Raw genomic sequence first — 24124 nt, 5'->3', positions numbered from 1 at the left:
GCCCGGTTACATTCCGAACCCGGAAGCTAAGCCTTTCAGCGCCGATGGTACTGCAGGGGGGACCCTGTGGGAGAGTAGGACGCCGCCGAACAATCTTTCAAAGGACCCTTGGTCCAGCGTTCAACGCTGGACCAAGGGTCCTTTTTGTTTTTCACATCCTTACGCCGAAGCGCGGCCATGGGCTGGCTGCGCGAGAATGACTAGCGGTACCCCGAAGACAGGAGTCACACCCATGTCCAACTACTCCGACGATCGTCCGGAGCGCGAGCCTCGGCGCAACGACGGCGGTGACAGGGGCGGCTACCGCGGCGGTCGTGACGACCGTGGCGGCGACCGCGGTGGCTTCCGTCGCGACGACCGCGGCGGCCGGCCCGCTGCCGGTGGCGGCTTCCGCCGTGACGACCGTGGCGGCCGTCCCGCCGGCGGCGGTTTCCGTCGCGATGACCGCGGTGGCGACCGCCCGGCCTCCCCGCGCCGTGACGACGACCGTGGCGGGCGTCCCGCCGGCGGTGGCTTCCGCGGCGGTCGTGATGACCGTGGCGGCGACCGTCCCTCCTTCCCGCGTCGTGATGACCGTGGCGGCGACCGTCCCTCCTTCCCGCGTCGTGATGACCGTGGTGGCGACCGTCCGTCGTTCCGTCGTGACGACCGGGGTGAGCGTCCCAGCTACCCGCGCCGTGACGACGACCGTGGTGGGCGTCCCTCCTACCCGCGCCGTGACGACGACCGTGGTGGTTTCCGCGGCGGCCGTGACGACCGTGGCGGCGACCGCCCCTCGTACCCGCGTCGCGATGACCGTGGCGGGGACCGTCCGTCGTACCCGCGTCGTGACGACCGGGGCGACCGTCCGAGCTACCCGCGCCGCGACGATGACCGTGGTGGTTTCCGCGGCGGCCGTGACGACCGTGGCGGCGACCGCCCCTCCTTCCCGCGTCGCGATGACCGTGGTGGCGACCGTCCGTCGTTCCGTCGTGACGACCGGGGTGAGCGTCCCAGCTACCCGCGCCGTGACGACGACCGTGGTGGGCGTCCCTCCTACCCGCGCCGTGACGACGACCGTGGTGGTTTCCGCGGCGGCCGTGACGACCGTGGCGGCGACCGCCCCTCGTACCCGCGTCGCGATGACCGTGGCGGGGACCGTCCGTCGTTCCGTCGTGACGACCGGGGTGAGCGTCCCAGCTACCCGCGCCGTGACGACGACCGTGGTGGGCGTCCCTCCTACCCCCGCCGTGACGACGACCGTGGTGGTTTCCGTGGCGGCCGTGACGACCGTGGCGGCGACCGCCCCTCGTACCCGCGCCGTGACGACCGTGGTGGCGACCGTCCGTCGTACCCCCGTCGCGACGACCGTGGGGGCGACCGCGGTGGGTACCGTGGCGGCCGCGATGACCGTGGCGGCGACCGCGGTGGGTTCCGCCGTGACGACCGTGGCGACCGCGAGTTCCGTGCCGACCGTGACCCGGTCAAGCGGCTTCCGATCGACGACGACGTCACCGGTCACGAGATCGACGCCGATGTGCGCCAGGAGCTCCTGAGCCTGCCCAAGGGTCTGGCCGAGGAGGTCTCGCGCAACCTCGTCATGGTGGCCCGGCTGATCGACGAGGACCCCGAGCAGGCGTACGCGTACTCCCGCATCGCCCTGCGTCTGGCCTCCCGTGTCGCCGCCGTGCGCGAGGCCGCCGGCTTCGCCGCGTACGCGACGCAGAAGTACAGCGAGGCGCTCGCGGAGTTCCGTGCCGCCAAGCGGATGACCGGTTCCGTCGAGCTGTGGCCCGTGATGGCCGACTGCGAGCGCGGCCTCGGCCGTCCGGAGCGGGCGCTGGCCATGGCCGGTGAGCCCGAGGTGCAGAAGCTGGACAAGGCCGGCCAGGTCGAGATGCGTCTGGTCGCGGCCGGTGCCCGGCGGGACATGGGCGAGCTCGACGCCGCCATCGTGACCCTGCAGAGCCCCGAGCTGGCCTCCAGCTCCGTCCAGCCGTGGACCGCGCGCCTGCGCTACGCCTACGCCGACGCGCTGCTGGCGGCCGGCCGTGAGGACGAGGCCCGCGAGTGGTTCGCGAAGACCCTCGAGGCCGACAAGGACGGCGCGACCAACGCCTCCGACCGGCTCGCCGAGATCGACGGCGTGGAGTTCGTGGACGCCGGTGCGGTCGACGCGGACCTCGAGGACCTCGACGACGTCGACATCGACGCCGACGAGGAGGACGAGGACCAGGACGAGGACCCGGCCGAGGTGGCCGCCGCTGAGCGCGCCTCCGACCAGGCCGAGTACTACGACGAGGACGACGAGGAGTACGAGCCCGTCGACGACGCCGAGGTCGACGTGACCGACGAGATCGTGGTCATGGAGGACGACGAGCGCGGCAAGGCGTAACCGCCGGCTCGTCGGAGGACGACGGAAGGGCGGCACCCCCTCGGGGGTGCCGCCCTTCCGTGTGTCCGGGGCCGCTCAGTCCAGGCTGCGGAGCACCAGGCCGGTGGCCGGCTTCGGTCCGAACGAGGTGGATTTGCGGGGCATGGTGACGCCCTGGCGGGCCAGGTCGCGGACGACCTCCTCGCGCACGGGGTGCAGCAGGACCGCCGTGCCGCCGTGCCGTTCGGCCATGGCGACGGTAGCGGCGGCGTCGTGGATGTACGTGATGTGGTCCGGCGCGTCCGGGATCTGCCACAGGGCGTCGAGCAGGGAGGCGTGCAGCACGGTCGCGTCCAGCCGGCGCCACGCCTCGGGGCGGTCGCGCCGCACGGTGCGCTCGATGAGGGACGGGTCCGGGTCGGTGACCAGGTGGAAGCTGCCGTCGCCGCCGAGGAGGAAGGCGTTGCCGCGCTCCGAGGCGTCGGCGAGTGCCTCCAGGGCCAGGGACAGCGGCCCCTGGACGGGGCGCACCCGGAAGGAGCCCTCGACCTTGGCCAGCGCCTCGCTCAGCGGGAGGCGGCGCAGCATCCGGTGGATGGCCCGGACCTGGAGCGGGTAGCGGGCGGTGTCGACGAGGAGGACCAGGCCGAAGTCCCAGGGGGTGGCGGGGCCGTGCTCCTCCTGGAGGCGCAGGTAGGTGGCCCAGCGGTGGTGGCCGTCGGCGATGAGGGCCTGGCGGTGGGCCAGGTCGGCGGTGATGACGGACACTTCGGCGGGGTCCGTGACGGCCCAGAGGCTGTGGCGGAAGCCGTCCTCGGTGACCGTGGTCAGCAGGGGTTCGCGGGTGGCGGTGTCCTCGACGACGGCGGCCGCTCCGGTGCCCGGGCCGTCGCCCCGGTAGGTGAGGAGGAGCGGTTCCAGGTTGGCGGAGGTGGCGCGCATCAGGCCCGCCCGGTCGGTGACCACGTCCGGCATGACGTCCTCGTGGGGGAGGACCACGCCCGCCTCGGCGGGGGAGAGGGCGAGGGCGCCGATGATGCCGCGCTGGAGGAGGCCCGGCCTGCGCTGCTCGTAGACGTACAGCGCGGGCTGCGGGTCGCCGCTGAGGACGCCCTCGGCGAGCCAGTCGCGCAGGGTGCGGGCGGCCTGCTCGTTGCGCGCGGCCGGGGTCTCGGCCTGGGGGAGGATCAGCCGGACGATGTTGTGCGGATCCGCGGATTCGAGGTAGTCGACTCCGTCGGGGCGTACGACCACGTCGTACGGCGGAGAGGTCACTGCCGCCAGGCTGCCGACGCGCTCCGGGACGTAGCGCAGTCCGTGGAAGGGGATCAGGCGCAGGCCGTGCTCCGCGTTGCCAGGTGTGGTCATTGGTGCATGGTAAGACCCGTCTCGGGATGCGGGATGATCGGGGGAGTTACGGGTTAGCGCAAACTCGGACAAGATCGATCGTAAGAATCCCGATGTCTTGAGCGTTGTTGGAACGGTTCAGAAGGAGTGGCCAGATGACCCGGCAGAGCAGGACCGGCCCCGCGGGCAGTGAGCGGAGTCTGCACCAGGCGTACGACACGGCGCTGCTCGATCTGGACGGGGTGGTGTACGCGGGCGGGCACGCGATCGTGTACGCGGTGGAGTCCCTGGCCGCGGCCCGGGAGGGCGGGATGCACCTGGCGTACGTCACGAACAACGCGCTGCGGACCCCGGACGCCGTCGCGCAGCACCTGAGCGAGCTGGGCATCCCCACGGAGGCGGGAGAGGTGATCACCTCCGCGCAGGCGGTGGCCCGGCTGATCGCGGAGCAGGTGGAGCCGGGTTCGAAGGTGCTGGTGATCGGCGGCGAGGGGCTGCGGGTCGCGCTGCGCGAACGCGGGCTGGTGCCGGTGGAGTCCGCGGAGGAGGAGGGGCTCGCGGCGGTCGTGCAGGGCTACGGCGGGCCGGACCTGGCGTGGGGGAGGTTCGCGGAGGCCTCGTACGCGATCAACCGCGGGGTGCCGTGGTTCGCGTCGAACACCGACCTGACGATTCCGGGGGCGCGCGGGATCGCGCCGGGCAACGGGGCGGCCGTGCAGGTCGTACGGATCGCCACGGGCGCGGAGCCGCAGGTGGCGGGGAAGCCGCTGCCGCCGATGCACCGGGAGACGGTGCTGCGGACCGGGGCGCGGCGGCCGCTGGTGGTGGGCGACCGGCTGGACACCGACATCGAGGGCGCGTTCAACGGTGACGTGGACTCGCTGCTGGTGCTGACCGGGGTGACGGACGCGGCGCAGCTGCTGCGGGCCGAGCCGAGGCACCGGCCGACGTATGTGGACCGGGATCTGCGGGGGCTGCTGACGGGGCAGCCGGAGGTGGTGGAGCACGCGGGCGGCCGGCGGTGCGGAGGCTGGACCGCGGTGCACGTGGACGGCCGTCTGGACGTGGAGCCGGCGGGGTCCGCGGACGGGCAGGCGGGCGATCCGGTCGACGGGCTGCGGGCGCTGTGCGCGGTGGCCTGGTCGCGGGCCGGGGACGGGGTGTACACGGGTGAGGTGGAGAAGGCGCTGGCGCGGCTGGGGTTCTGAGCACGCTGTCTCGGCCACCCGGGTGATCAGCAGAGGCAGGGTAGGCTAACCTAACCATCGTGTTGGTCGAGAGTCCCCCCGAATCCGAGCGGAGCGCGCCGTCGCCCGTGGCCCGTCCACGGCACGCGGTGCGCGTCGCCGGCCTGCTGATCGCCCTCGCCGTGCTGGCCCTGGTCGCGGTGGCGAGCATCGCCGTGGGCGCCAAGCCCATGTCGCTGGACCAGGTCTGGCACGGCCTGTTCCACTACTCCGGCACCACCAACGACGTGGTCGTACGGGACCTGCGGGTCCCGCGCACCGTCCTCGGGGTGATGGTCGGGCTCGGACTCGGCCTGTCCGGCGCGGTGATGCAGGCGCTGACCCGCAACCCGCTGGCCGAGCCCGGCATCCTCGGAGTCAACGCGGGCGCCGCGGCCGCCGTCGTCTCGGCGATCAGCTTCTTCGGGGCCGCCACGCTGAGCGAGTTCGTCTGGTGGGCCTTCCTCGGCGCCGCCGTGGTCTCCGTCGCCGTCTACGTACTCGGCGGCAGCCGCAGCGCGACGCCGGTGCGCCTCGCGCTCGCCGGTACGGCGGCCAGCGCGGCGCTCGTCGGCTACATCAACGCCGTGCAGCTGATGGACACCAAGGCGCTGGACAAGCTGCGCTTCTGGACGGTGGGCTCGCTGGCTTCGGCCACCATGGACACCGTCCGGCAGGTGGCACCCTTCCTGCTCGTCGGCGCGGTGCTCGCCCTGCTGCTGGGCCGTCCGCTCAACGCGATGGCGATGGGCGACGACACCGCGCGGGCGCTCGGCGCGCACCTGACGCGGACCCGGATCCTCGCGATGGCCGCCATCACCCTGCTGTGCGGGGCGGCGACGGCCGCCTGCGGGCCGATCGTCTTCATCGGGCTGATGATCCCGCACCTGGCCCGTCTGGTGACCGGCCCCGACATGCGCTGGGTGCTCGCCTACTCGGCGGTCCTGTCGCCCGTGCTGCTGCTGGGCGCCGACGTGGTGGGACGGGTCGTCACCCGGCCCTCCGAGCTCCAGGTCGGCATCGTCACCGCCCTCGTCGGCGGCCCCGTCTTCATCTACCTGGTTCGGCGCAAGAGGATGGCCCAGCTGTGACCGCGACCCCCGCCGCCCCGACCTCCCGGCTCCGGGCCCTGCGCGGACCCGGCCGGATCTCGCTGCGCGTCGAGCCGCGCGCGCTGGTGACCGGGCTGGTCCTGGCCGTGGCGACGCTGCTGCTGGCCGTCGTGCTCATCGGCACCGGCGACTTCGAGATCGCGCCCTGGGACGTCGTACAGACCCTGCTGGGCAACGGAGCCCCGGCCGACGACTTCATCGTCAACGACCTCCGGCTGCCGCGGGTCCTGGTCGCCGTGCTCGTCGGCGCGGCCCTCGGGATGGCCGGGGCGGTCTTCCAGTCCGTCTCGCGCAATCCGCTCGGCTCCCCGGACCTGCTCGGCTTCGGGTACGGCTCGGCGGTCGGCGCGCTCGTCGTCATCGTCCTCTTCAAGGGCGGAGCCACCGAGGTCGCGCTCGGCGCGATCGTCGGCGGCCTGCTGGCGGGAGCCGCCGTCTACCTCCTCGCCTACAAGCAGGGGATCCAGGGGTACCGGCTGGTGCTCGTGGGCATCGGGGCCTCGGCCGTCCTCGTGGCGCTCATCCAGTACCTGATCGGCAAGGCGCAGATCGCCGAGGCCACCCGGGCGATGGTGTGGCTGACCGGTTCGCTGGCCGGACGGGACTGGGCACAGGTGTGGCCGCTGCTGGCGACCTGCGCGGTGCTGTTCCCGCTGGTCCTCGGGCAGAGCCGGGCCCTGCGGACGATGGAGATGGGCGACGACGCCGCGTACGCGCTGGGCGTGCCGGTGGAGCGGACCCGGATGCTGCTGATGCTGGCGGCGGTCCTGCTCACCACCGCCGCCGCGGCCGCGGCCGGACCGATCAGCTTCGTCGCGCTGGCCGCGCCGCAGCTGGCCCGGCGGCTGTCGAGGTCGCCCGGGTCGAACCCGCTGACCGGCGCGCTGATGGGCGCCGTCCTGCTGCTGGCCTCGGACCTGGCCTCGCAGCGGGCCTTCGGCGCGGACCAGCTGCCGGTCGGCGTGGTCACGGGGCTGGTCGGCGGCGTCTACCTGCTCTGGCTGCTCGTCACGGAGCGCAAGGCGGGACGTATATGAACAAGCAGGCCGAAACGAGGAGTGGGCAAGTGCAGAGGCTGAGCGCGGAGGACGTCACCCTCGGCTACGACCAGCGGGTCATCGCGGAGAACCTGTCGGTGGAGATCCCCGACAACTCCTTCACCGTGATCGTGGGCCCCAACGCCTGCGGCAAGTCGACGCTCCTGCGGGCCCTGTCGCGGATGCTGAAGCCGGCCGCCGGACGGGTGCTGCTCGACGGGCAGGCGATCTCCTCGCTGCCCGCGAAGAAGGTGGCGAGGACGCTGGGCCTGCTCCCGCAGTCCTCGATCGCGCCGGACGGCATCACGGTCGCCGACCTGGTCTCGCGCGGCCGCTACCCGCACCAGGGGCTGCTGCGCCAGTGGTCGGCGGAGGACGAGCGGATCGTCGTCGAGTCGATGGCCTCCACCGGGGTGGCCGAGCTCGCCGACCGGGCGGTGGACGAGCTGTCGGGCGGCCAGCGCCAGCGGGTGTGGATCGCGATGGCCCTGGCCCAGCAGACCCCGCTGCTGCTGCTGGACGAGCCGACGACCTACCTGGACATCCAGCACCAGCTCGACGTGCTCGACCTGTGCGCGGAGCTCCACGAGACGCAGGGCCGGACCCTGGTGGCGGTGCTGCACGACCTCAACCACGCGGCCCGCTACGCCACCCACCTGATCGCCCTGCGCGGCGGCGTGGTCGTCGCCGAGGGCCCGCCGGCCGAGGTGGTCACCGCCGAGCTGGTGGAGGAGGTGTTCGGGGTGCGCTGCCAGATCATCGACGACCCGGAGACCGGTACGCCGCTGGTGGTCCCGGCGGCCCGCAAGGCCCGCGCGAAGGCCGCCGTCTGAGCGGGGCCCCCGGCGGCGAAGGGGCCGCGGCGCGTGCGTCGGTGAAGACGGCTAGAGCATGCTCTTGAGGCGCAGCAGGTCGCGGAACCCGGCCTCCAGCCGGACCCGGCCCGAGGCCCAGGCCTTGGCGAACCCCAGCTCCCCGGCGAGCAGCCCGAGGAGGTCGTCGCCGGTCATCGCCAGCCGGATCTCCGCCTTGGCGCGGGGCGCGCCGGGCGCGATCCCGTCCACCCGGATCCGGCCGCCCTCGAGGCGGCCGGTGAAGGTCTCGTCGAGGTCGGTGATGTGGCAGCTCAGGGAGCGGTCGAGGGCCGCGGCGCCGCGTACGTCGCCGTCGGCGGCCGCCAGATTGTCGGAGAGTCGGTCGAGTGCCGCGCGGCACTCCTGGATCGTAGCCATGGTGATCACGACCGTACCGCAGAGCCGCGGGTGGTGAGCGCCGTGCTTCGGGGTAGCGTCGGGGGCATGACCGACGCACAGTCCGGGAGCGCTCCGGACGTCCCCCGCGAGCCCGGGGCCCCCGCCGCCGGGGCCGCCGTCGAGCCCGCCGGGCCCGCGCCGCTCGGCCTCGTACGGACCCCCACCGGCCACGCCGGGGTGGACGCGCACCTGGAGCGGCTGGCGGACGCGGACCACCTGGCGGCGGACCGGCACGCCGAGGTGTACGAGGATGTGCACAGGGGACTGCGCGACGCGCTGGACGCGCTGGACGCACCGCCCGTCCCCGGACCTTACGAAAACAGGAGCTGAACCGAACGTGGCAGGAGTGGCACGCCGCCGCCTGGACGCCGAACTGGTACGCCGCAGCATGGCCCGCTCGCGCGAGCACGCGGCCCAGCTGATCGCCGCGGGCCGGGTGACCGTGGGCGGTACCACCGCCACCAAGCCGGCCACCCAGGTCGAGACCAGCGCGGCCCTCGTCGTCCTCAAGGACGACAGCGACCCCGACTACGTCTCCCGGGGCGGCCACAAGCTGGCCGGCGCGCTCGCGGCCTTCCGGCCGCGGGGGCTCGCCGTCGAGGGCCGCCGGGCGCTGGACGCGGGGGCCTCCACGGGCGGCTTCACCGATGTGCTGCTGCGCGCGGGCGTGGCCCACGTCGTCGCCGTCGACGTCGGCTACGGACAGCTCGCCTGGTCGCTGCAGAGCGACGAACGGGTCACCGTCAAGGACCGTACGAACGTCCGCGAGCTGACCCTGGACCTGATCGACGGCGTCCCCGTGGACCTGGTCGTCGGAGACCTGTCCTTCATCTCCATCGGGCTGGTGCTGCCGGCGCTGGTGCGGTGCACGGCGCCGGACGCCGACCTGGTGCTGATGGTGAAGCCGCAGTTCGAGGTGGGCAAGGACCGCCTGGGCAGCGGCGGTGTGGTGCGAAGCCCCGAGCTGCGGGCCGAGGCGGTGCGGGAGGTCGCGGCGCAGGCCTGGAAGCTGGGGCTGGGCGTTCTCGGGGTGACGGCCAGCCCGCTGCCGGGGCCGTCGGGCAACGTCGAGTACTTTCTGTGGCTTCGGGCGGGGGCACCGGCACTCGACCCGGGGGATGTCGACCGTGCAGTGGCGGAGGGGCCGCAGTGACAGGTGTGTCAGCAGGTTCAGCAGGTTCAGCACGTCGGGTGGAATCGGAGGGCCCGGGGCCGGAGGAGGCCGCGGAGCCGACGGGGCCGCGGACCGTCTTCCTGGTCGCGCACACGGGCCGGCCCGCCGCGATCCGCAGCGCGGAGCTGGTGGTGCAGGGGCTGCTGAAGTCGGGGATCGGGGTGCGGGTCCTGGAGTACGAGGCGCGGGACCTGCCGCTGCCGTCCGAGGTGCAGCTCGTCTCCGAGTGCACGCCCGTGGCGCTGGAGGGGTGCGAGCTGCTGATCGTGCTGGGCGGGGACGGGACCCTGCTGCGCGGGGCGGAGTTCGCCCGCGGCTCGGGGGTGCCGATGCTGGGCGTCAACCTGGGCCGGGTGGGGTTCCTCGCCGAGGCCGAGCGCGACGACCTGGACAAGGTCGTGGACCGGGTGGTGAGCCGGTCCTACGAGGTCGAGGAGCGGATGACCCTCGACGTCCTCGTCCGGACCAACGGGGACGTGGTGCACCGGGACTGGGCGCTGAACGAGGCCGCCGTCCAGAAGGTGTCCGCCGAGCGGATGCTGGAGGTGGTCCTGGAGATCGACGGGCGCCCGGTGACCGGCTTCGGCTGTGACGGCATCGTCTGCGCGACGCCGACGGGCTCCACGGCGTACGCCTTCTCCGCGGGCGGACCGGTGGTCTGGCCGGAGGTGGAGGCGCTGCTGATGGTGCCGATCAGCGCGCACGCGCTGTTCGCGAAGCCGCTGGTGACCTCGCCCACCTCGGTGCTGGCCGTGGAGGTGCAGAACGGCACCCCGCACGGTGCCCTGTGGTGCGACGGGCGCAGGACGTTCGAGCTGCCCGCGGGGGCCCGGGTGGAGGTCCGCCGGGGGACGGTGCCGGTGCGGCTCGCCCGGCTGCACCACGCGTCCTTCACGGACCGGCTGGTGGCGAAGTTCGCCCTGCCGGTCTCGGGATGGCGCGGAGCACCGCACTAGCCCCTCCAATAGCACATCCGTTCGAGGAACTTCGGGCGGGTGAGGTCACATGGCACCGGTGAAACCTCGGTATCGTCGTCCCGTGCTTGAGGAGATGCGGATACGGTCGCTCGGGGTCATCGACGACGCGGTGGTCGAGCTGTCGCCCGGTTTCACCGCGGTGACCGGCGAGACCGGTGCGGGCAAGACGATGGTCGTCACCAGCCTCGGGCTGCTGCTCGGCGGCCGCGCCGACCCGGCCCTGGTGCGGATCGGGGCCAAGGCGGCGGTGGTCGAGGGCCGCGTTGTCATGAGCCCCGACGCGCCCGCCGCCGTGCGGGCCGAGGAGGCCGGGGCCGAGCTCGACGACGGCGCCCTGCTGATCAGCCGGACCGTGTCCGCCGAGGGCCGCTCGCGCGCCCACGTCGGCGGCCGCTCCGTGCCCGTCGGCCTGCTCGCCGAACTCGCCGACGACCTCGTCGCCGTCCACGGCCAGACCGACCAGCAGGGCCTGCTGCGCCCGGCCCGCCAGCGCCGGGCCCTCGACCGGTACGCCGGCGACGCCGTCGCCGTCCCCCTGGAGAAGTACGCCGGCGCCTACCGGCGGCTGCGCGCCGCCACCGCCGAACTGGACACCATCACCACCCGCGCCCGCGAGCGGGCGCAGGAGGCGGACCTGCTGCGGTTCGGGCTGGACGAGATCGCCGCCGTGGAACCGCTGCCCGGCGAGGACGCCGAGCTCGCGGCCGAGGCCGAACGGCTGGGGCACGCCGAGTCCCTGGCCTCCGCCGCCCAGGCCGCGCACGCGGCGCTGGCCGGTGACGTCGAGGACCCCGAGGGCGTCGACGCCAACACCCTCGTCGCCGGCGCGCACCGCGCACTGGAATCCGTACGCTCCCACGACCCGGCACTCGGCGCGCTCGCCGACCGGATCGGGGAGCTGGGCATCCTGCTCTCCGACGTCGCCGGGGAACTCGCCGGGTACGCCGACGACCTGGACGCCGATCCGCTGCGGCTGGCCGCGGTGGAGGAGCGGCGGGCCGCGCTGACCCAGCTGACCCGCAAGTACGGGGACTCCGTCGACGCGGTGCTGGACTGGGCGCAGAAGGGCTCGGCGCGGCTGCTGGAACTCGACGGCGACGACGAGCGGATCGCCGAACTGACCGCCGAGCGGGACGCCCTGCGGGAGGAGCTGTCCGTGCTCGCGCAGGCGCTGACGGACGCGCGGACCGAGGCCGCCGAGCGGTTCGCCGCCGCCGTCACCGCCGAACTGGCCTCCCTCGCCATGCCGCACGCGCGGGTGACCATCGAGATCCGGCAGACGGAGGACCCCGAGGGCGTCGAGGTCGGCGGGCGCCCGGTCGCGTACGGGCCCACGGGCGCGGACGAGGTCGAGCTGCTGCTGGCCCCGCACCCCGGCGCGCAGCCGCGGCCGATCGCCAAGGGCGCCTCGGGCGGTGAGCTGTCGCGGGTCATGCTGGCCGTCGAGGTCGTCTTCGCCGGGTCCGCCCCGGTGCCCACCTACCTCTTCGACGAGGTGGACGCGGGGGTCGGGGGCAAGGCGGCCGTCGAGATCGGGCGGCGGCTCGCGAAGCTGGCGAAGACCGCGCAGGTCGTCGTCGTCACGCACCTGCCGCAGGTGGCCGCCTTCGCGGACCGGCAGCTGCTGGTGGAGAAGACCGTCGACGGATCGGTGACCCGGTCCGGGGTGACCGTGCTGGAGGGCGAGGACCGCATCCGCGAGCTGTCGCGGATGCTGGCCGGCCAGGAGGACTCCCAGACGGCGCGGGCCCATGCGGAGGAGCTGCTGGAGGCGGCGCGGGCGGACGCGTGACGAGCGGGTATTAGCCCGTGTGGGTGAGGCTGGGGGGCGCACTGCGGTATCCCGCACGGCATCCGCACCCGTATGGTCCCGGAACGCGCGTGCGGACTGGCATCCTGGGCGACGTCTCTGCCCCCTCACCCTGGAGCTACCGCCCGTGAGCAGCTCCCCGGCCTCCCTCCCGGCCCCCGCACAGCCGTACGGCCGGCCCCCGCTGCGCACCGTCCAGGTCCTCGGCGGTGCGGGCGCGGGCAGCAGTGCGCACGTGCGGTCCCTGGCGACGGGACTGGCGGCGCGCGGCGTACGGGTGACCGTGTGCGCCCCCGCCGCGGCCGAAGGGGAGTACGACTTCACCGGCGCCGGGGCGGAGTTCACCCCCGACGCGGCGAACGCCCTGCGGGCCGCCTGCGCCGGGGCCGACGTGGTGCACGCCCACGGGATCCGGGCCGGGGTGCGCGCCGCGATGGCGCTGCGCGGCGGCGGGCGCCGGCCGCCGCTGGTGGTGACCTGGCACGGCAGCGCGCCGGAGCCGGCGGGCCCGCTCGGGCCGCTGAGCCGCCTCCTGGAACGGCACGTGGCCCGGTCGGCGGCCGTGGTCCTGGGGTCCTCCTCCGACCAGGTCGACCTGGCCCGGCGGCGCGGGGCGCGGGACGCACGGCTGGCGGCGGTGGCCGTACCCGCCGCGGCGGCGCCGCCCGACGCGGGCAAGACCCGGGCGGAACTGGGCGCGGTGGATCGTCCCCTGGTCATGGCGGTCGGCAGCCTGGTGGCCGGGCGCGGCTACTCCGTCCTGCTGGACGCGGCGCGGGCGTGGCGGGTACTGGAGCCGCTGCCGCTGCTGGTGATTGCGGGGGAGGGGCCGCTGCGGCCCGAACTGACCCGGCGCATCGAGGAGGAGGGGCTTCCGGTGCGGCTGCTGGGGCGCCGCCAGGACGCCGACCGGCTGCTGGCGGCGGCGGACGTGGCGGTGCTGCCGAGCCGCTGGGAGGGCCGGTCCCTGCTGGCGCAGGAGGCCCTGCGGGCGGGGGTGGCGCTGGTGGCCACCGAGGTCGGGGCGGTCCCGGAACTGGTCGGCGAGGCGGCGGTCCTGGTCCCGTACGGGGACTCGGCCGCGCTGGCGAGGGCGGTGGCGGCGCTCCTGGACGACCCGGAACGCCGGGCGGCCCTCGCGGTGGCGGGCCGCGCCCAGGCGGCGACGTGGCCGTCGGAGGACGAAACGGTGGCGCAGGTCCTCGCGGTGTACGACGAACTGATGGACCGGCCCCTGTCCTGACGCGGCGGGGCCGGCGCCCGGGTCCGGGGCGTCCGTGGCGGGCGGGGGCGTCCGTGGCCTGGAGGTGCCGTCGCGCCCCGCCCCGCGGCCGACCGCCGGAGGCCGCCGGCGGTGCGTCAGGAGGACGTGTGGCGGCGGGCGCGGAGGGCCAGGCTCAGGGAGAGGACCGTTTCGGGGTCGTCGAGGTCCGTGCCCAGGAGCTCCGAGATGCGGGCCAGCCGGTTGTACAGGGTCTGGCGGTTCAGGTGCAGCTCCCGCGCGGTCTCCGCCTTGCGGCCCGCATGCGCCAGGTACGTCTCCAGGGTGGGCAGGAGCGGCGGGCGGGACGTCGCGTCGTGGACGCGGAGCGCGCCGATCGCGCGGTCCACGAACGCCGCCAGGTCCGGGTGCTCGCGCAGGCGCCACAGCAGCAGGTCGATGTCCAGGCGGCGGGCGTCGTACCAGGGCCGGGCCGGCAGGCCGTGGGCCGCCGTGGCCGTCTCGGCGGCGTGCCGCAGACCGGAGGAGGCGGCCGCCCAGCCGCCCGCGACGCCCACGACCACGGCGGGCGGGGCGGCGGCCCGGTCGAGGCCGGCCCGTTCGACGCCCGCCCGCAGCGCGGCGGCGACCCGGTCGGCGACCGGCGTGCGCTCCGACTCGGTGCGCAGCGAGACCAGCAGCGGCACCCGCCCCTCCACGGGGCGGACGCCCAGCAGTACCGGCACTCCGACCGACGACAGCTCCTCCAGTACCGCCCGGGCCAGCACCGCCCAGTTCCCCGAGGCCCCCAGGTCCGTGGACAGCCGCATCACGATCGGCAGCAGCGGCCCCGTGCCCGGCCGGAAGCCCAGGACCCGGGCCTGCGCCGGGGCGTCCTCGGCCGAGATCCGGCCCTCCGCCAGGTCCGTCAGGAAGTCCCCCCGGCCGCGCGCGGCCAGCTCCTCCTCCTGCCGGGCCTGCATCAGGACCACCGCCAGGACCCCCGCCGTGCGCTCCGCAGCCATCCGGTGCACCGGGAGCAGCGGCGCCGAGACCCCCACCAGGACGACCCTGGCCCGGACCGAGCCGGTGCCGTGGCCGCCGCCCGGTACGTCGACCACCACGGCGTTCGCCGGGGGCTCGGCCGCGCGCTGGCCGCGCAGCCCCTCCCACACCTGGAGCGGGTCCGCCGCACCCGCCCCGGCCACCGGCCCGGCGGCGTAGAGCAGTTGGCCGTCCGGGGTCTCCAGGAAGACCGGGTTGCCCGTGAAGTCCGACAGGATGCGCAGCACCTGCGGGATCCCGCCGCCGCCCAACAGGGCCTCGGTGCAGCGCCGGTGCACCTCCTCGGCCCGCTGGAGCAGGGCGTAGTGGCCGTTGACGATCTCGGTGTGGACCTCCTCGGTCACCGCCACGAAGGGCACTTCGCGGTGGAGCTGGACCAGCGGCAGCCCGGCCGCCTTCGCCGTCTCGACGAGCGTGGCGGGCAGGCGGGTGAAGCGCGGGCCCAGCTCCACGACGAGCGCGGCGATGCCCCGGTCCGCGAGGCGGCGTACGAAGGCGCGCTGCTCGGCGGGGCGCGTGCCCAGACCCAGGCCGGTGGTCAGCAGCAGCTCGCCGCCCTTGAGCAGCGAGGCGATGTTCGGGACCTCGCCCGCGTGCACCCAGCGGACGGTCCGTCCCAGCCGGTCGGCACAGGCGACCACCTCCGGAAGTCCGCTGCGCAGTCCCGGCAGCTCCAGTGCCCGCTGAACCGTGATTCCGCCCTGGTCGTCCATATCGCGGACGCTACCGGCCGCTCTGTTGCCCGCACATCACCGGGCGGTCACGGAGTCCGATATGCCCCCGTCCGGGCCGACAACTCGTCGCCCCGGCAAGGCGATTATCGGACCGCGTGCCGATTGTGGCGTGCGTCACCCGGGTGGAGAGTGTCGGCCCTCGGACAGATCAGGAAGCAGGAACGAGGACTCCATGAGCAGAGCCAGCGCCACGCCTCCGCCCACCACCGGGGCCACACCCCCGGTCCAGCGCCTCAAGGCCAACTCCGTCGGCCTCGTCGGCGTCGTCTTCATGGCGGTCGCCACCGCCGCGCCGATCACCGCGATGACCGGCAACCTCCCCATCGCGGTCGGCTTCGGCAACGGCACCGGCGCCCCGGCGGGGTACCTCTTCGCGACGGTCGTCCTCACGGTCTTCGCGGTCGGCTACGTGGCCATGGCCAAGCGGATCACCGCCGCCGGCGCCTTCTACGGGTACATCTCGCACGGCCTCGGCCGGATCGCCGGCATGGCCTCCGGGATGCTCGCCGTCCTCGCGTACATCGTCTTCGAGGCCTCGATCGTCGGCGTCTTCTCCTACTTCGCGAAGACCACCGTCCACGACCAGCTCGGCGTGGACCTGCCCTGGGTCCTCTACGCGGCCGCCATGCTCGCCGTCACCGCCGTCCTCGCGCACTTCGACATCAACCTCACCGCCAAGGCCCTCGGCGTGATGCTCGTCGCCGAGATCGCCGTCCTCTTCGCCGTCGCCACCGCCGTGCTCCTCGCGGGCGGCGGCCCCGACGGGATCCCGCTGGAGCCCGTCAACCCGAAGAACGCCTTCACCGGCACCTCCGCCGGCCTCGGCCTCTTCTTCGCCTTCTGGTCCTGGGTCGGCTTCGAGTCCACCGCGATGTACGGCGAGGAGTCCCGCGACCCCAAGCGGGTCATCCCCAAGGCCACCCTCATCTCCGTCGTCGGAGTGGGCCTCTTCTACATCTACGTCTCCTGGATGACCATCGCCGGCAACGGCCTGGCCGACTCCGTCACCCTCTCCGCCTCCGCCAGCCCCCTGGATCTGTTCTTCGCCCCGACCAAGGCCTTCATCGGCGCCTGGGCCGTCGACGCCTTCCAGTGGCTGCTGCTCACCGGCTCCTTCGCCTGCGGGATGGCCTTCCACCAGTGCGCCGCCCGCTACCTGTACGCCATCGGCCGCGAGGGCTTCCTGCACCCCGGCCTCGGCCGCACCCACCACCGCCACGGCTCCCCGCACGTCGCCTCCGTGGCGCAGACCGCCATCGCCGCCGGCCTTGTCGCCGGCTTCTGGCTCACCGGCCAGGACCCGTACCTGCACCTGTACACGCTGCTCGCGATCCTCGGCACCATGGCGATCCTGATCGTGCAGACCCTGTGCTCCTTCGCCGTCATCGGCTACTTCCGCGCCAACCACCCCGAGGACCGGCACTGGTTCAGGACCTTCACCGCCCCGCTCCTCGGCGGGATCGGGATGACCGCCGTGGTGGTGCTGCTGGTGCTCAACATGGAGACCGCAGCGGGCGCCGCCGCCGGATCGCTGTTCTTCAAGCTCATCCCCTGGATCGTCGGCACGGTCTTCCTCGGCGGCCTGGCCCTCGGCCTCTGGCTGAAGGTCAAGGCCCCCGAGCGCTACGAGGTCATCGGCCGGATCGTCCTGGAGGACGCCGCCGAACGCGCCGACGACCCCGAGGACCCCGCCGCCACCGCCTCCGGCCCGACCGCCGCCACCGTCTGAGGAGCCCCGCCATGGCCCGTACCCCCCTGATGCGTTCCCTGCGGCAGCTCGCCGCCGAACACGCCGCCGCCCGCCGGCTGCGGATGCCCGTCGCCGAGGTGCGCGGCTCCACCCGCCGCGAACTCCTCGGCCGGGCCGCCGCCCTCGGCCTGGGCACCGCCCTCGCCTCCTCCGCGACGGCCGCCGCCGCGCCCGCAGTGGAGGGCGCCCCCGCCCAGAAGCCCGCCTCCTCCGCCCGCGTCGCCGTCGTCGGCGCCGGGATCTCCGGCCTCACCGCCGCCCTCACCCTCCAGGACGCGGGCATCCCCTGCACCCTCTACGAGGCCAACCCCGCCCGCGTCGGCGGCCGCATGTGGACCCAGCGCGGCCACTGGGCGTACGGCCAGACCTCCGAGATCGGCGGCGAGCTGATCGACACCAGCCACAAGAAGATCCTCGAACTGTGCCGCCGCTTCGGCCTGCCCACGGAGGACTTCCTCGGCGGCGGACCCAACGGCGCGGAGGAAGTGCTCTGGTTCAACGGCGCGTACTACTCCCGCACCCAGGCCGACGAGGACTTCAAGCCCGTCTACCAGGCGCTGCACCGCGACCTCCAGGAAGCCGGCGAGGTCAGCTGGAACAGCACCACCCCCGCGGGCACCGCCCTCGACAACATGACCCTGTACGAGTGGATCGAGACCCGGATCCCCGGCGGCCACGGCTCTCGGCTCGGCCGGTTCATCGACGTCGCCTACACCGTCGAGTACGGCGCCGAGACCACCGCCCAGTCCGCCCTGGCGCTCGTCCTGCTGATGGGCTACCAGCCCAACCCGGGCAACTTCAACGTCTGGGGCCTGTCCAACGAGCGCTACCACATCACCGGCGGCAACGACCGGCTCCCGAACGCCATCGCCGCCGCCCTGAACCCCGGCACGCTCGTCATGGGCCGCCGGCTGCTCGCCGTACGGGCCAACGCCGACGGCACCCAGACCCTCACCTTCGACGACTCCGGCGCCACCCGCACCGCCGTCGCCGACCACACCGTCCTGTGCCTGCCGCTGCCGGTCCTCCAGAACCTCGACACCTCGCGGGCCGGGTTCGACCCGCGGATGCGCGACCTGCTGCGCGACGCGCGCATGGGCCACTGCACCAAGCTCAACATGCAGTTCACCGCACGTCCCTGGCGCGGCACCGGCCCCTGGCCCGGCGTCTCCGCCGGCGACTGCTTCACCGACTCCGACGTCCAGCAGACCTGGGACACCACCAAGGTCCAGCCCGGCAACGGCGGCATCCTCCTCCAGTACGCCGGCGGCCGCCTCGCCGGGTCCCTCACCCCCGCGAGCCCCTTCGCCACCGAGACCGACCCCTACGTACGCGCCCTCGCGGACCGCATGCTCACCGGCATCGACGCCTTCTACCCGGGCACCAAGGCCGTCTGGACCGGCCGCGCCCAGCTCTCCGCCTGGCACCGCAACCCCTACGCGCTGGGCGCCTACTCGTACTGGCCCACCGGCTACCTCCACCGGTACGCCAAGTACGAGGGCACCGCGCAGGGCAACGTCCACATCGGCGGCGAGCACTGCAGCTACGACTTCCAGGGCTTCATGGAAGGCGGAGCCACCGAGGGCGAACGGGCCGCCCGCGAGGTGATCGCCGCCCTCACCTGAGCCCCCCGGCGGGGCGCCCGCTACAGCGGCTTGACGTTGTGGTTGGAGCGGAACACGTTGTCCGGGTCGTAACGCCGCTTCAACTCGCCCAGGCGCCGCATGTTCCCGGCGCCCAGGCCGGCCACGACCCGGTCCGCGCCCTCGTCCCCGGTGAAGTTGAGGTACACCGCGCCGGTGCTCCACGGCCGGACGTCGGCGCGGACGTCCCTGACCCACTGCCGGACCCGGTCGTCGTCGGCCGGGTCCTCCCACATCCCGAAGGGGTGCACCGCCCAGGGGGCGTCGCGGTAGGGCACCGGGTAGCCGGCCGGGCCGGAGGCGACGGCCCCGCCCTGCGGCCACACCACGTGCTGCGTGCCCGTCGGCACGGGCATCGAGGCGGCGCGGGCGCAGAACACCTCCACGAACGCGTCGGGCACCCCGGTCAGGTACTCCGCCGACCAGTGGTTCCGCAGCCCCGGGGGGTCGTCGATCATGCACTGGAGGTCGGCGTACGGGATGGCCGTGACCATCTCCGCCTCGTGCGGGACCGCCAGCAGCGGTTCCGCGAGCCTTCGCATCTCGTCCTCGGGACCCGCGTACGTCAGCAGCACGCCCGCCAGCAGCAGCCCCACCAGGTGCGGCGGGACGAACTCGTCGGGCGGCCCCGTCAGGTAGAGGGCGCCGCCGCCGGCCTCGGGCGGCCCCGACTCGATGACGTCCCGGAAGGTGCGCACCACCTCCGGACCGCGCTCGGGCAGGTACAGCAGGAACGCGACCGACATGTGGGGAAGTTCGTGCAGCCGCAGGGTCAGGGAGGTGGCGATCCCGAAGTTCCCGCCGCCGCCGTGCAGCCCCCAGAACAGGTCCGGGTGCTCCTCCGCCGTGACGTGCAGCAGCTCGCCGTCGGCGGTGACCAGCTCCACGCCCAGCAGGTTGTCCACCGCCAGGCCGAACTTCCGGTCCAGCCAGCCCGTCCCCCCGCCCAGCACGAAACCGCCCACGCCGGTGGTGGAGGCCCGGCCGCCGGTGGTCGCCAGCGCGTACGGCTCGCAGGCCCGGTCCAGGTGGCTCATCGTGGCCCCGCCGCCGACGTACGCGGCCCGCGCCGCCGGACGGACGGTCACCCCGTGCATCCGGCGCAGGTCCACGACCAGCCCCCCGTCGTTCAGGGACATCCCCGCGACGCTGTGGCCGCCGCCGCGCACCGCGACCGGCAGGTCCAGCTCCCGGGCGAAGCGCACGGCCGTGACCACGTCCGACGCGCCCTCGCACCGGGCGATCACCGCCGGCCGGCGGTCGATCATGGCGTTGAACACGGTCCGGGCCTCGTCGTACCCCGGATCGTCCGGGGCGAAGACGTCGCCGGCCAGATCCTCGCGGAGCGCGGCGAGCGCCGCGCCCGCCTTGGAGAGGGGCGCCATGGCCACCCTCCCTTCCCGGAAGGGGCGTAGGACCCCTACAGCCTAGGCGGGCCCCACGGGGCCCGCCCGTCAGCCGCCGTAGGCCCCGCTCGCCGTCAGCCGCAGCGCCGTGTCGATCAGCGGAACGTGGCTGAAGGCCTGCGGGAAGTTCCCCACCTGCCGCTGGAGCTTGGGGTCCCACTCCTCCGCCAGCAGGCCGAGGTCGTTGCGGAGCGCCAGCAGCTTCTCGAAGAGCCGGCGCGCCTCGTCGACGCGGCCGATCATCGCGAGGTCGTCGGCCATCCAGAACGAGCACGCGAGGAAGGCGCCCTCGTCACCCTCCAGCCCGTCCACCCCGGCCTCCTCGCCGGCCGTCGGGTAGCGCAGGATGAAGCCGTCCGGGGTCGACAGCTCGCGCTGGATCGCCTCGATGGTGCCGATGACCCGCTTGTCGTCCGGCGGCAGGAAGCCCATCTGCGGGATCAGCAGCAGCGAGGCGTCCAGCTCGCGGGAGCCGTAGGACTGGGTGAAGGTGTTGCGCTCCGGGTCGTAGCCCTTCTCGCACACGTCCGCGTGGATCCGGTCGCGCAGCTCGCGCCAGCGCTCCAGCGGGCCGTCCGCGTCCCCGCTCTCGACCAGCTTGATCGTGCGGTCCACGGCCACCCACGCCATCACCTTCGAGTGCACGAAGTGCCGGCGCGGGCCGCGCACCTCCCAGATGCCCTCGTCCGGCTCGTTCCAGTGGGTCTCCAGGTAGCGGATCAGCTTCAGCTGGAGCACCGAGGCGTAGTCGTTGCGGGCCAGGCCCGTCATGTGCCCCAGGTGCAGGGCCTCGGTGACCTCGCCGTACACGTCCAGCTGGAGCTGGTGGGCGGCGCCGTTGCCGACGCGCACCGGGGCCGAGTTCTCGTACCCCGGCAGCCAGTCCAGCTCGGTCTCGCCGAGCTCGCGCTCACCGGCGATGCCGTACATGATCTGGAGGTTCTCCGGGTCGCCCGCCACCGCCCGCAGCAGCCAGTCCCGCCACGCGGCGGCCTCGCCCCGGTAGCCGGTGCGCAGCAGCGAGGACAGGGTGATGGCCGCGTCGCGCAGCCACGTGTACCGGTAGTCCCAGTTGCGGACCCCGCCGATCTCCTCCGGGAGGGAGGTGGTCGGCGCGGCGACGATCCCGCCCGTGGGCGCGTACGTGAGCGCCTTGAGGGTGATCAGCGAGCGGACCACGGCTTCCCGGTAGGGCCCGTGGTACGTGCACAGGTCCACCCACTCGTGCCAGAACTCGCTGGTGGCCTCCAGCGCGGCCTCGGCGTCCGGGGCCTCCGGCGCGCCCTTGTGGGACGGCTGCCAGCTGATGGCGAAGGCCACCCGGTCGCCCGGGGCGACCGTGAAGTCGGAGTAGGTCGTCAGGTCCTTGCCGTACGTCTGCGCCTCGGTGTCCAGCCAGACGGAGTCCGGGCCGGCGACGGCCACGGTGCGTCCGTCCACCTTGTGCACCCACGGCACGATCCGGCCGTAACTGAAACGCATCCGCAGCGCCGAGCGCATCGGGACGCGCCCGCTGACCCCCTCCACGATGCGGATCAGCTGCGGCGCGTGGTCCTCGCGCGGCGGCATGAAGTCGATGACGCGGACGGTCCCGCGCGGGGTGTCCCACTCCGACTCCAGCACCAGGGAATCGCCCCGGTAGCGCCGGCGCGCGGCCCGCGGCGGCTCCGTGCCCGGCGCGAACGCCGGGCCGATGCGCCAGAACCCGTGTTCCTCGGTGCCCAGAAGGCTCGCGAAGACGGCATGGGAGTCGAAGCGGGGCAGACACAACCAGTCCACCGCGCCGTCCCGGCAGACCAGCGCCGCGGTCTGCATGTCCCCGATCAGTGCGTAATCCTCGATGCGCCCGGACACGTTGCTCTCCAGTCGAAAGGCCACGTCGCCCCGAAGGGCGCTTGCAATGCGCTGTCGCGCGGTCTCCTGTGCGCAGGGATCCCCGCGTCGAGTCCTAGATTGCCGGAACCGGCGTGGTTACGCCGTCTGCCGGACTGCTCGGCGACGATGTGCAGCGGTATCCGAGCAAGGTATGCGCGAACCCTAGTGATCTCCTTAAGTATGGGGACAATGTCACTCGGCCGAATGGGTGACCTGCGGGGACGCGCCCCGCCGAGGAGCCGGAAGGGGCGCCGCGCAGCGCGCCCGGAGGCGGACCCGTCCGGGCGCTGATAGGCTGGTACCCCGTGGACCGGTGGTCTGCCTGTGCGAATCAGGGGCCCCGAAACCGCAGCTTCGGCACCCCCGGAAACGGGAGAAGTCGCCGGACGCACCTCACCTCGCGACCACGGGAGCCCCCTCTTGGCTATGCCGCCCGCTGCTTTTCGAAACAGCACAGCCATGACGACCAAGCACATCTTCGTCACCGGAGGTGTCGCTTCGTCCCTCGGCAAGGGCCTGACGGCCTCCAGCCTGGGTGCGCTGCTGAAGGCGCGCGGCCTGCGGGTCACGATGCAGAAGCTCGACCCGTACCTGAACGTCGACCCCGGCACGATGAACCCCTTCCAGCACGGTGAGGTGTTCGTCACCAACGACGGCGCCGAGACCGACCTGGACATCGGCCACTACGAGCGCTTCCTCGACGTCGACCTGGACGGCTCGGCCAACGTCACCACCGGCCAGGTCTACAACACGGTCATCGCCAAGGAGCGCCGCGGCGAGTACCTGGGTGACACCGTGCAGGTCATCCCGCACATCACCAACGAGATCAAGCACCGCATCCGCCGCATGGCGACCGAGGACGTCGACGTCGTCATCACCGAGGTCGGCGGCACGGTCGGCGACATCGAGTCGCTGCCGTTCCTGGAGACCGTCCGCCAGGTCCGCCACGAGGTCGGCCGCGACAACGTCTTCGTCGTGCACATCTCGCTGCTGCCCTACATCGGCCCCTCCGGCGAGCTGAAGACCAAGCCCACCCAGCACTCCGTCGCGGCCCTGCGCAACATCGGCATCCAGCCCGACGCGATCGTGCTGCGCGCCGACCGCGACGTCCCCACCTCCATCAAGCGCAAGATCTCGCTGATGTGCGACGTGGACGAGGCGGCCGTGGTCGCGGCGATCGACGCCAAGTCGATCTACGACATCCCGAAGGTGCTGCACACCGAGGGCCTGGACGCCTACGTCGTCCGCAAGCTCGACCTGCCCTTCCGTGACGTCGACTGGACGGTGTGGGAGGACCTGCTGGACCGCGTCCACAACCCCGACCACGAGGTCAAGGTCGCGCTCGTCGGCAAGTACATCGACCTGCCCGACGCCTACCTGTCGGTCACCGAGGCGCTGCGCGCCGGCGGTTTCGCCAACAAGGCCCGCGTCCAGATCAAGTGGGTCACCTCCGACGACTGCAAGACCCCGGCGGGTGCCGCGGCGCAGCTCGGCGACGTGGACGCGATCTGCGTGCCCGGCGGCTTCGGCGACCGCGGTGTCAACGGCAAGGTCGGCGCGATCACCTACGCCCGCGAGAACAAGATCCCGCTCCTGGGGCTGTGCCTGGGCCTCCAGTGCGTGGTCATCGAGGCCGCGCGCAACCTGGCGGGCATCGAGGGGGCGAACTCCACCGAGTTCGACGCCTCGACCCCGCACCCGGTCATCTCGACCATGGAGGAGCAGCTGGCCTTCGTCGAGGGCGCCGGTGACCTGGGCGGCACCATGCGCCTGGGCATGTACACGGCCAAGCTGGCCGAGGGCTCGATCGTGCGCGAGGTCTACGGCGACGCGTACGTCGACGAGCGCCACCGCCACCGCTACGAGGTCAACAACGCCTACCGCGGCGAGCTGGAGAAGAAGGCCGGCCTGGTCTTCTCCGGCACCTCCCCGGACAACAAGCTCGTCGAGTACGTCGAGTACCCGCGCGAGGTCCACCCCTACCTGGTGGCCACCCAGGCCCACCCGGAGCTCCGCTCCCGCCCGACCCGGCCGCACCCGCTCTTCGCGGGCCTGGTCAAGGCCGCGGTGGAGCGCCAGCAGCAGCAGGGCTGACGCTCGGTAACGTAGACGGCCGGGTACGGATCACCATCCGTACCCGGCTGTCGCGCGTTCGCGCGTC

General features: G+C 73.5%; 18 protein-coding genes, 1 rRNA gene and 1 pseudogene. 15 read left to right on the top strand and 5 right to left on the bottom strand.

Translation table 11 applies throughout. The features are described from left to right. The 3 genes and pseudogenes from rrf to ACZ51S_RS31975 all read left to right on the top strand — a co-directional run. A 5S ribosomal RNA gene (gene rrf / locus ACZ51S_RS31985) occupies positions 1-91 on the top strand; the annotation flags it as partial. 105 nt (positions 92-196) lie between these two features. Beyond that, positions 197-1411, top strand: a pseudogene (locus ACZ51S_RS31980) (hypothetical protein); the annotation flags it as partial. A 105-nt stretch (positions 1412-1516) separates the two neighbouring features. After that, complete coding sequence (locus ACZ51S_RS31975) at positions 1517-2374, top strand: tetratricopeptide repeat protein (RefSeq protein WP_468480129.1); 858 nt, start codon at positions 1517-1519, stop codon at positions 2372-2374. Positions 2375-2449: 75 nt separating this feature from the next. Here the strand turns inward: ACZ51S_RS31975 and ACZ51S_RS31970 are convergent, their stop codons facing one another. Continuing rightward, positions 2450-3721 (bottom strand): DUF1015 domain-containing protein, encoded by a 1272-nt coding sequence (locus ACZ51S_RS31970; protein WP_468962763.1) that lies wholly within the window; start codon positions 3719-3721, stop codon positions 2450-2452. Positions 3722-3855: 134 nt separating this feature from the next. On the opposite strand from ACZ51S_RS31970, the gene ACZ51S_RS31965 reads away from it, so the two are divergent. The 4 genes from ACZ51S_RS31965 to ACZ51S_RS31950 are packed head-to-tail and all read left to right on the top strand — an operon-like array spanning position 3856 to position 7908. Next, positions 3856-4908 carry an HAD hydrolase-like protein gene (locus ACZ51S_RS31965; protein ID WP_468962761.1) on the top strand — a complete coding sequence of 351 codons (1053 nt, stop codon included), beginning with the start codon at positions 3856-3858 and terminating at the stop codon, positions 4906-4908. Between the two features lie 59 nt (positions 4909-4967). Further along, positions 4968-6017 carry a FecCD family ABC transporter permease gene (locus tag ACZ51S_RS31960; protein ID WP_468480126.1) on the top strand — a complete coding sequence of 350 codons (1050 nt, stop codon included), beginning with the start codon at positions 4968-4970 and terminating at the stop codon, positions 6015-6017. Further along, positions 6014-7075, top strand: coding sequence for a FecCD family ABC transporter permease (locus ACZ51S_RS31955; protein ID WP_468480125.1), 1062 nt, complete (start codon positions 6014-6016; stop codon positions 7073-7075). The genes ACZ51S_RS31960 and ACZ51S_RS31955 overlap by 4 nt, the downstream gene beginning before the upstream one ends. Beyond that, a complete protein-coding gene (locus tag ACZ51S_RS31950; protein ID WP_388946122.1) occupies positions 7072-7908 on the top strand; it encodes an ABC transporter ATP-binding protein in 837 nt (278 codons plus the stop codon). Before ACZ51S_RS31955 ends, ACZ51S_RS31950 begins: the two co-directional genes overlap by 4 nt. Before the next feature lie 51 nt (positions 7909-7959). Here ACZ51S_RS31950 and ACZ51S_RS31945 read toward each other — a convergent pair whose 3' ends face one another. Then, entirely contained in the window at positions 7960-8307 is a 348-nt protein-coding gene (locus ACZ51S_RS31945) for an alkyl sulfatase C-terminal domain-containing protein (RefSeq protein WP_468962759.1), read from the bottom strand. 66 nt (positions 8308-8373) lie between these two features. Here ACZ51S_RS31945 and ACZ51S_RS31940 point away from each other — a divergent pair, with 66 nt between their 5' ends. The 5 genes from ACZ51S_RS31940 to ACZ51S_RS31920 all read left to right on the top strand — a co-directional run bounded on the left by ACZ51S_RS31940 (position 8374) and on the right by ACZ51S_RS31920 (position 13532). Beyond that, positions 8374-8658 carry a hypothetical protein gene (locus tag ACZ51S_RS31940; RefSeq protein ID WP_468480123.1) on the top strand — a complete coding sequence of 95 codons (285 nt, stop codon included), beginning with the start codon at positions 8374-8376 and terminating at the stop codon, positions 8656-8658. Positions 8659-8665: 7 nt separating this feature from the next. Next, positions 8666-9481 carry a TlyA family RNA methyltransferase gene (locus tag ACZ51S_RS31935; protein WP_388946131.1) on the top strand — a complete coding sequence of 272 codons (816 nt, stop codon included), beginning with the start codon at positions 8666-8668 and terminating at the stop codon, positions 9479-9481. Between the two features lie 38 nt (positions 9482-9519). Beyond that, positions 9520-10458, top strand: a complete 939-nt coding sequence (locus tag ACZ51S_RS31930) for an NAD kinase (protein WP_468476511.1) — start codon at positions 9520-9522, stop codon at positions 10456-10458. 94 nt (positions 10459-10552) lie between these two features. Further along, positions 10553-12271, top strand: a complete 1719-nt coding sequence (recN, locus tag ACZ51S_RS31925) for a DNA repair protein RecN (RefSeq protein ID WP_388946166.1) — start codon at positions 10553-10555, stop codon at positions 12269-12271. Between the two features lie 145 nt (positions 12272-12416). Further along, positions 12417-13532: a glycosyltransferase family 4 protein gene (locus tag ACZ51S_RS31920; protein WP_468804157.1), complete on the top strand. Its 1116-nt coding sequence runs from the start codon at positions 12417-12419 to the stop codon at positions 13530-13532. A 116-nt stretch (positions 13533-13648) separates the two neighbouring features. On the opposite strand, the gene ACZ51S_RS31915 is transcribed toward ACZ51S_RS31920, so the two are convergent. Continuing rightward, a complete protein-coding gene (locus ACZ51S_RS31915) occupies positions 13649-15268 on the bottom strand; it encodes a PucR family transcriptional regulator (RefSeq protein WP_468476509.1) in 1620 nt (539 codons plus the stop codon). Between the two features lie 193 nt (positions 15269-15461). Between ACZ51S_RS31915 and ACZ51S_RS31910 the strand changes: the two genes are divergently transcribed. Both ACZ51S_RS31910 and ACZ51S_RS31905 read left to right on the top strand, forming a co-directional pair. Next, positions 15462-17018, top strand: a complete 1557-nt coding sequence (locus tag ACZ51S_RS31910; RefSeq protein ID WP_468962757.1) for an APC family permease — start codon at positions 15462-15464, stop codon at positions 17016-17018. An 11-nt stretch (positions 17019-17029) separates the two neighbouring features. Further along, the gene (locus tag ACZ51S_RS31905) at positions 17030-18664 is read left to right on the top strand and encodes a flavin monoamine oxidase family protein (RefSeq protein WP_468476507.1); all 1635 of its coding nucleotides are present in this window, start codon (positions 17030-17032) and stop codon (positions 18662-18664) included. A gap of 20 nt (positions 18665-18684) precedes the next feature. Here ACZ51S_RS31905 and ACZ51S_RS31900 read toward each other — a convergent pair whose 3' ends face one another. Both ACZ51S_RS31900 and ACZ51S_RS31895 read right to left on the bottom strand, forming a co-directional pair. Further along, positions 18685-20067 carry an FAD-binding oxidoreductase gene (locus ACZ51S_RS31900; protein ID WP_468476506.1) on the bottom strand — a complete coding sequence of 461 codons (1383 nt, stop codon included), beginning with the start codon at positions 20065-20067 and terminating at the stop codon, positions 18685-18687. 69 nt (positions 20068-20136) lie between these two features. Then, complete coding sequence (locus ACZ51S_RS31895) at positions 20137-21942, bottom strand: glycoside hydrolase family 15 protein (protein ID WP_388946151.1); 1806 nt, start codon at positions 21940-21942, stop codon at positions 20137-20139. A 447-nt stretch (positions 21943-22389) separates the two neighbouring features. Here ACZ51S_RS31895 and ACZ51S_RS31890 point away from each other — a divergent pair, with 447 nt between their 5' ends. Next, entirely contained in the window at positions 22390-24057 is a 1668-nt protein-coding gene (locus ACZ51S_RS31890) for a CTP synthase (protein WP_468476518.1), read from the top strand. The last annotated feature ends 67 nt before the right edge of the window (positions 24058-24124 follow it).

The sequence above is a fragment of the Streptomyces sp. NPDC034043 genome, from assembly GCF_055575675.1.
The sequence above is the reverse complement of the archived record's forward strand: the minus strand, read 5'-3'. Positions and strand labels throughout refer to the sequence as shown.

What these genes read in the sequence shown, in the direction of transcription:
- ACZ51S_RS31970 (WP_468962763.1), bottom strand. Translation starts at nt 3,721, where the DNA reads ATGACCACACCTGGCAACGCGGAGCACGGCCTGCGCCTGATCCCCTTC.
- ACZ51S_RS31965 (WP_468962761.1), top strand. Translation starts at nt 3,856, where the DNA reads ATGACCCGGCAGAGCAGGACCGGCCCCGCGGGCAGTGAGCGGAGTCTG.
- ACZ51S_RS31950 (WP_388946122.1), top strand. Translation starts at nt 7,072, where the DNA reads ATGAACAAGCAGGCCGAAACGAGGAGTGGGCAAGTGCAGAGGCTGAGC.
- ACZ51S_RS31945 (WP_468962759.1), bottom strand. Translation starts at nt 8,307, where the DNA reads ATGGCTACGATCCAGGAGTGCCGCGCGGCACTCGACCGACTCTCCGAC.
- ACZ51S_RS31940 (WP_468480123.1), top strand. Translation starts at nt 8,374, where the DNA reads ATGACCGACGCACAGTCCGGGAGCGCTCCGGACGTCCCCCGCGAGCCC.
- recN (WP_388946166.1), top strand. Translation starts at nt 10,553, where the DNA reads ATGCGGATACGGTCGCTCGGGGTCATCGACGACGCGGTGGTCGAGCTG.
- ACZ51S_RS31915 (WP_468476509.1), bottom strand. Translation starts at nt 15,268, where the DNA reads ATGGACGACCAGGGCGGAATCACGGTTCAGCGGGCACTGGAGCTGCCG.
- ACZ51S_RS31910 (WP_468962757.1), top strand. Translation starts at nt 15,462, where the DNA reads ATGAGCAGAGCCAGCGCCACGCCTCCGCCCACCACCGGGGCCACACCC.
- ACZ51S_RS31905 (WP_468476507.1), top strand. Translation starts at nt 17,030, where the DNA reads ATGGCCCGTACCCCCCTGATGCGTTCCCTGCGGCAGCTCGCCGCCGAA.
- ACZ51S_RS31900 (WP_468476506.1), bottom strand. Translation starts at nt 20,067, where the DNA reads ATGGCGCCCCTCTCCAAGGCGGGCGCGGCGCTCGCCGCGCTCCGCGAG.
- ACZ51S_RS31890 (WP_468476518.1), top strand. Translation starts at nt 22,390, where the DNA reads ATGCCGCCCGCTGCTTTTCGAAACAGCACAGCCATGACGACCAAGCAC.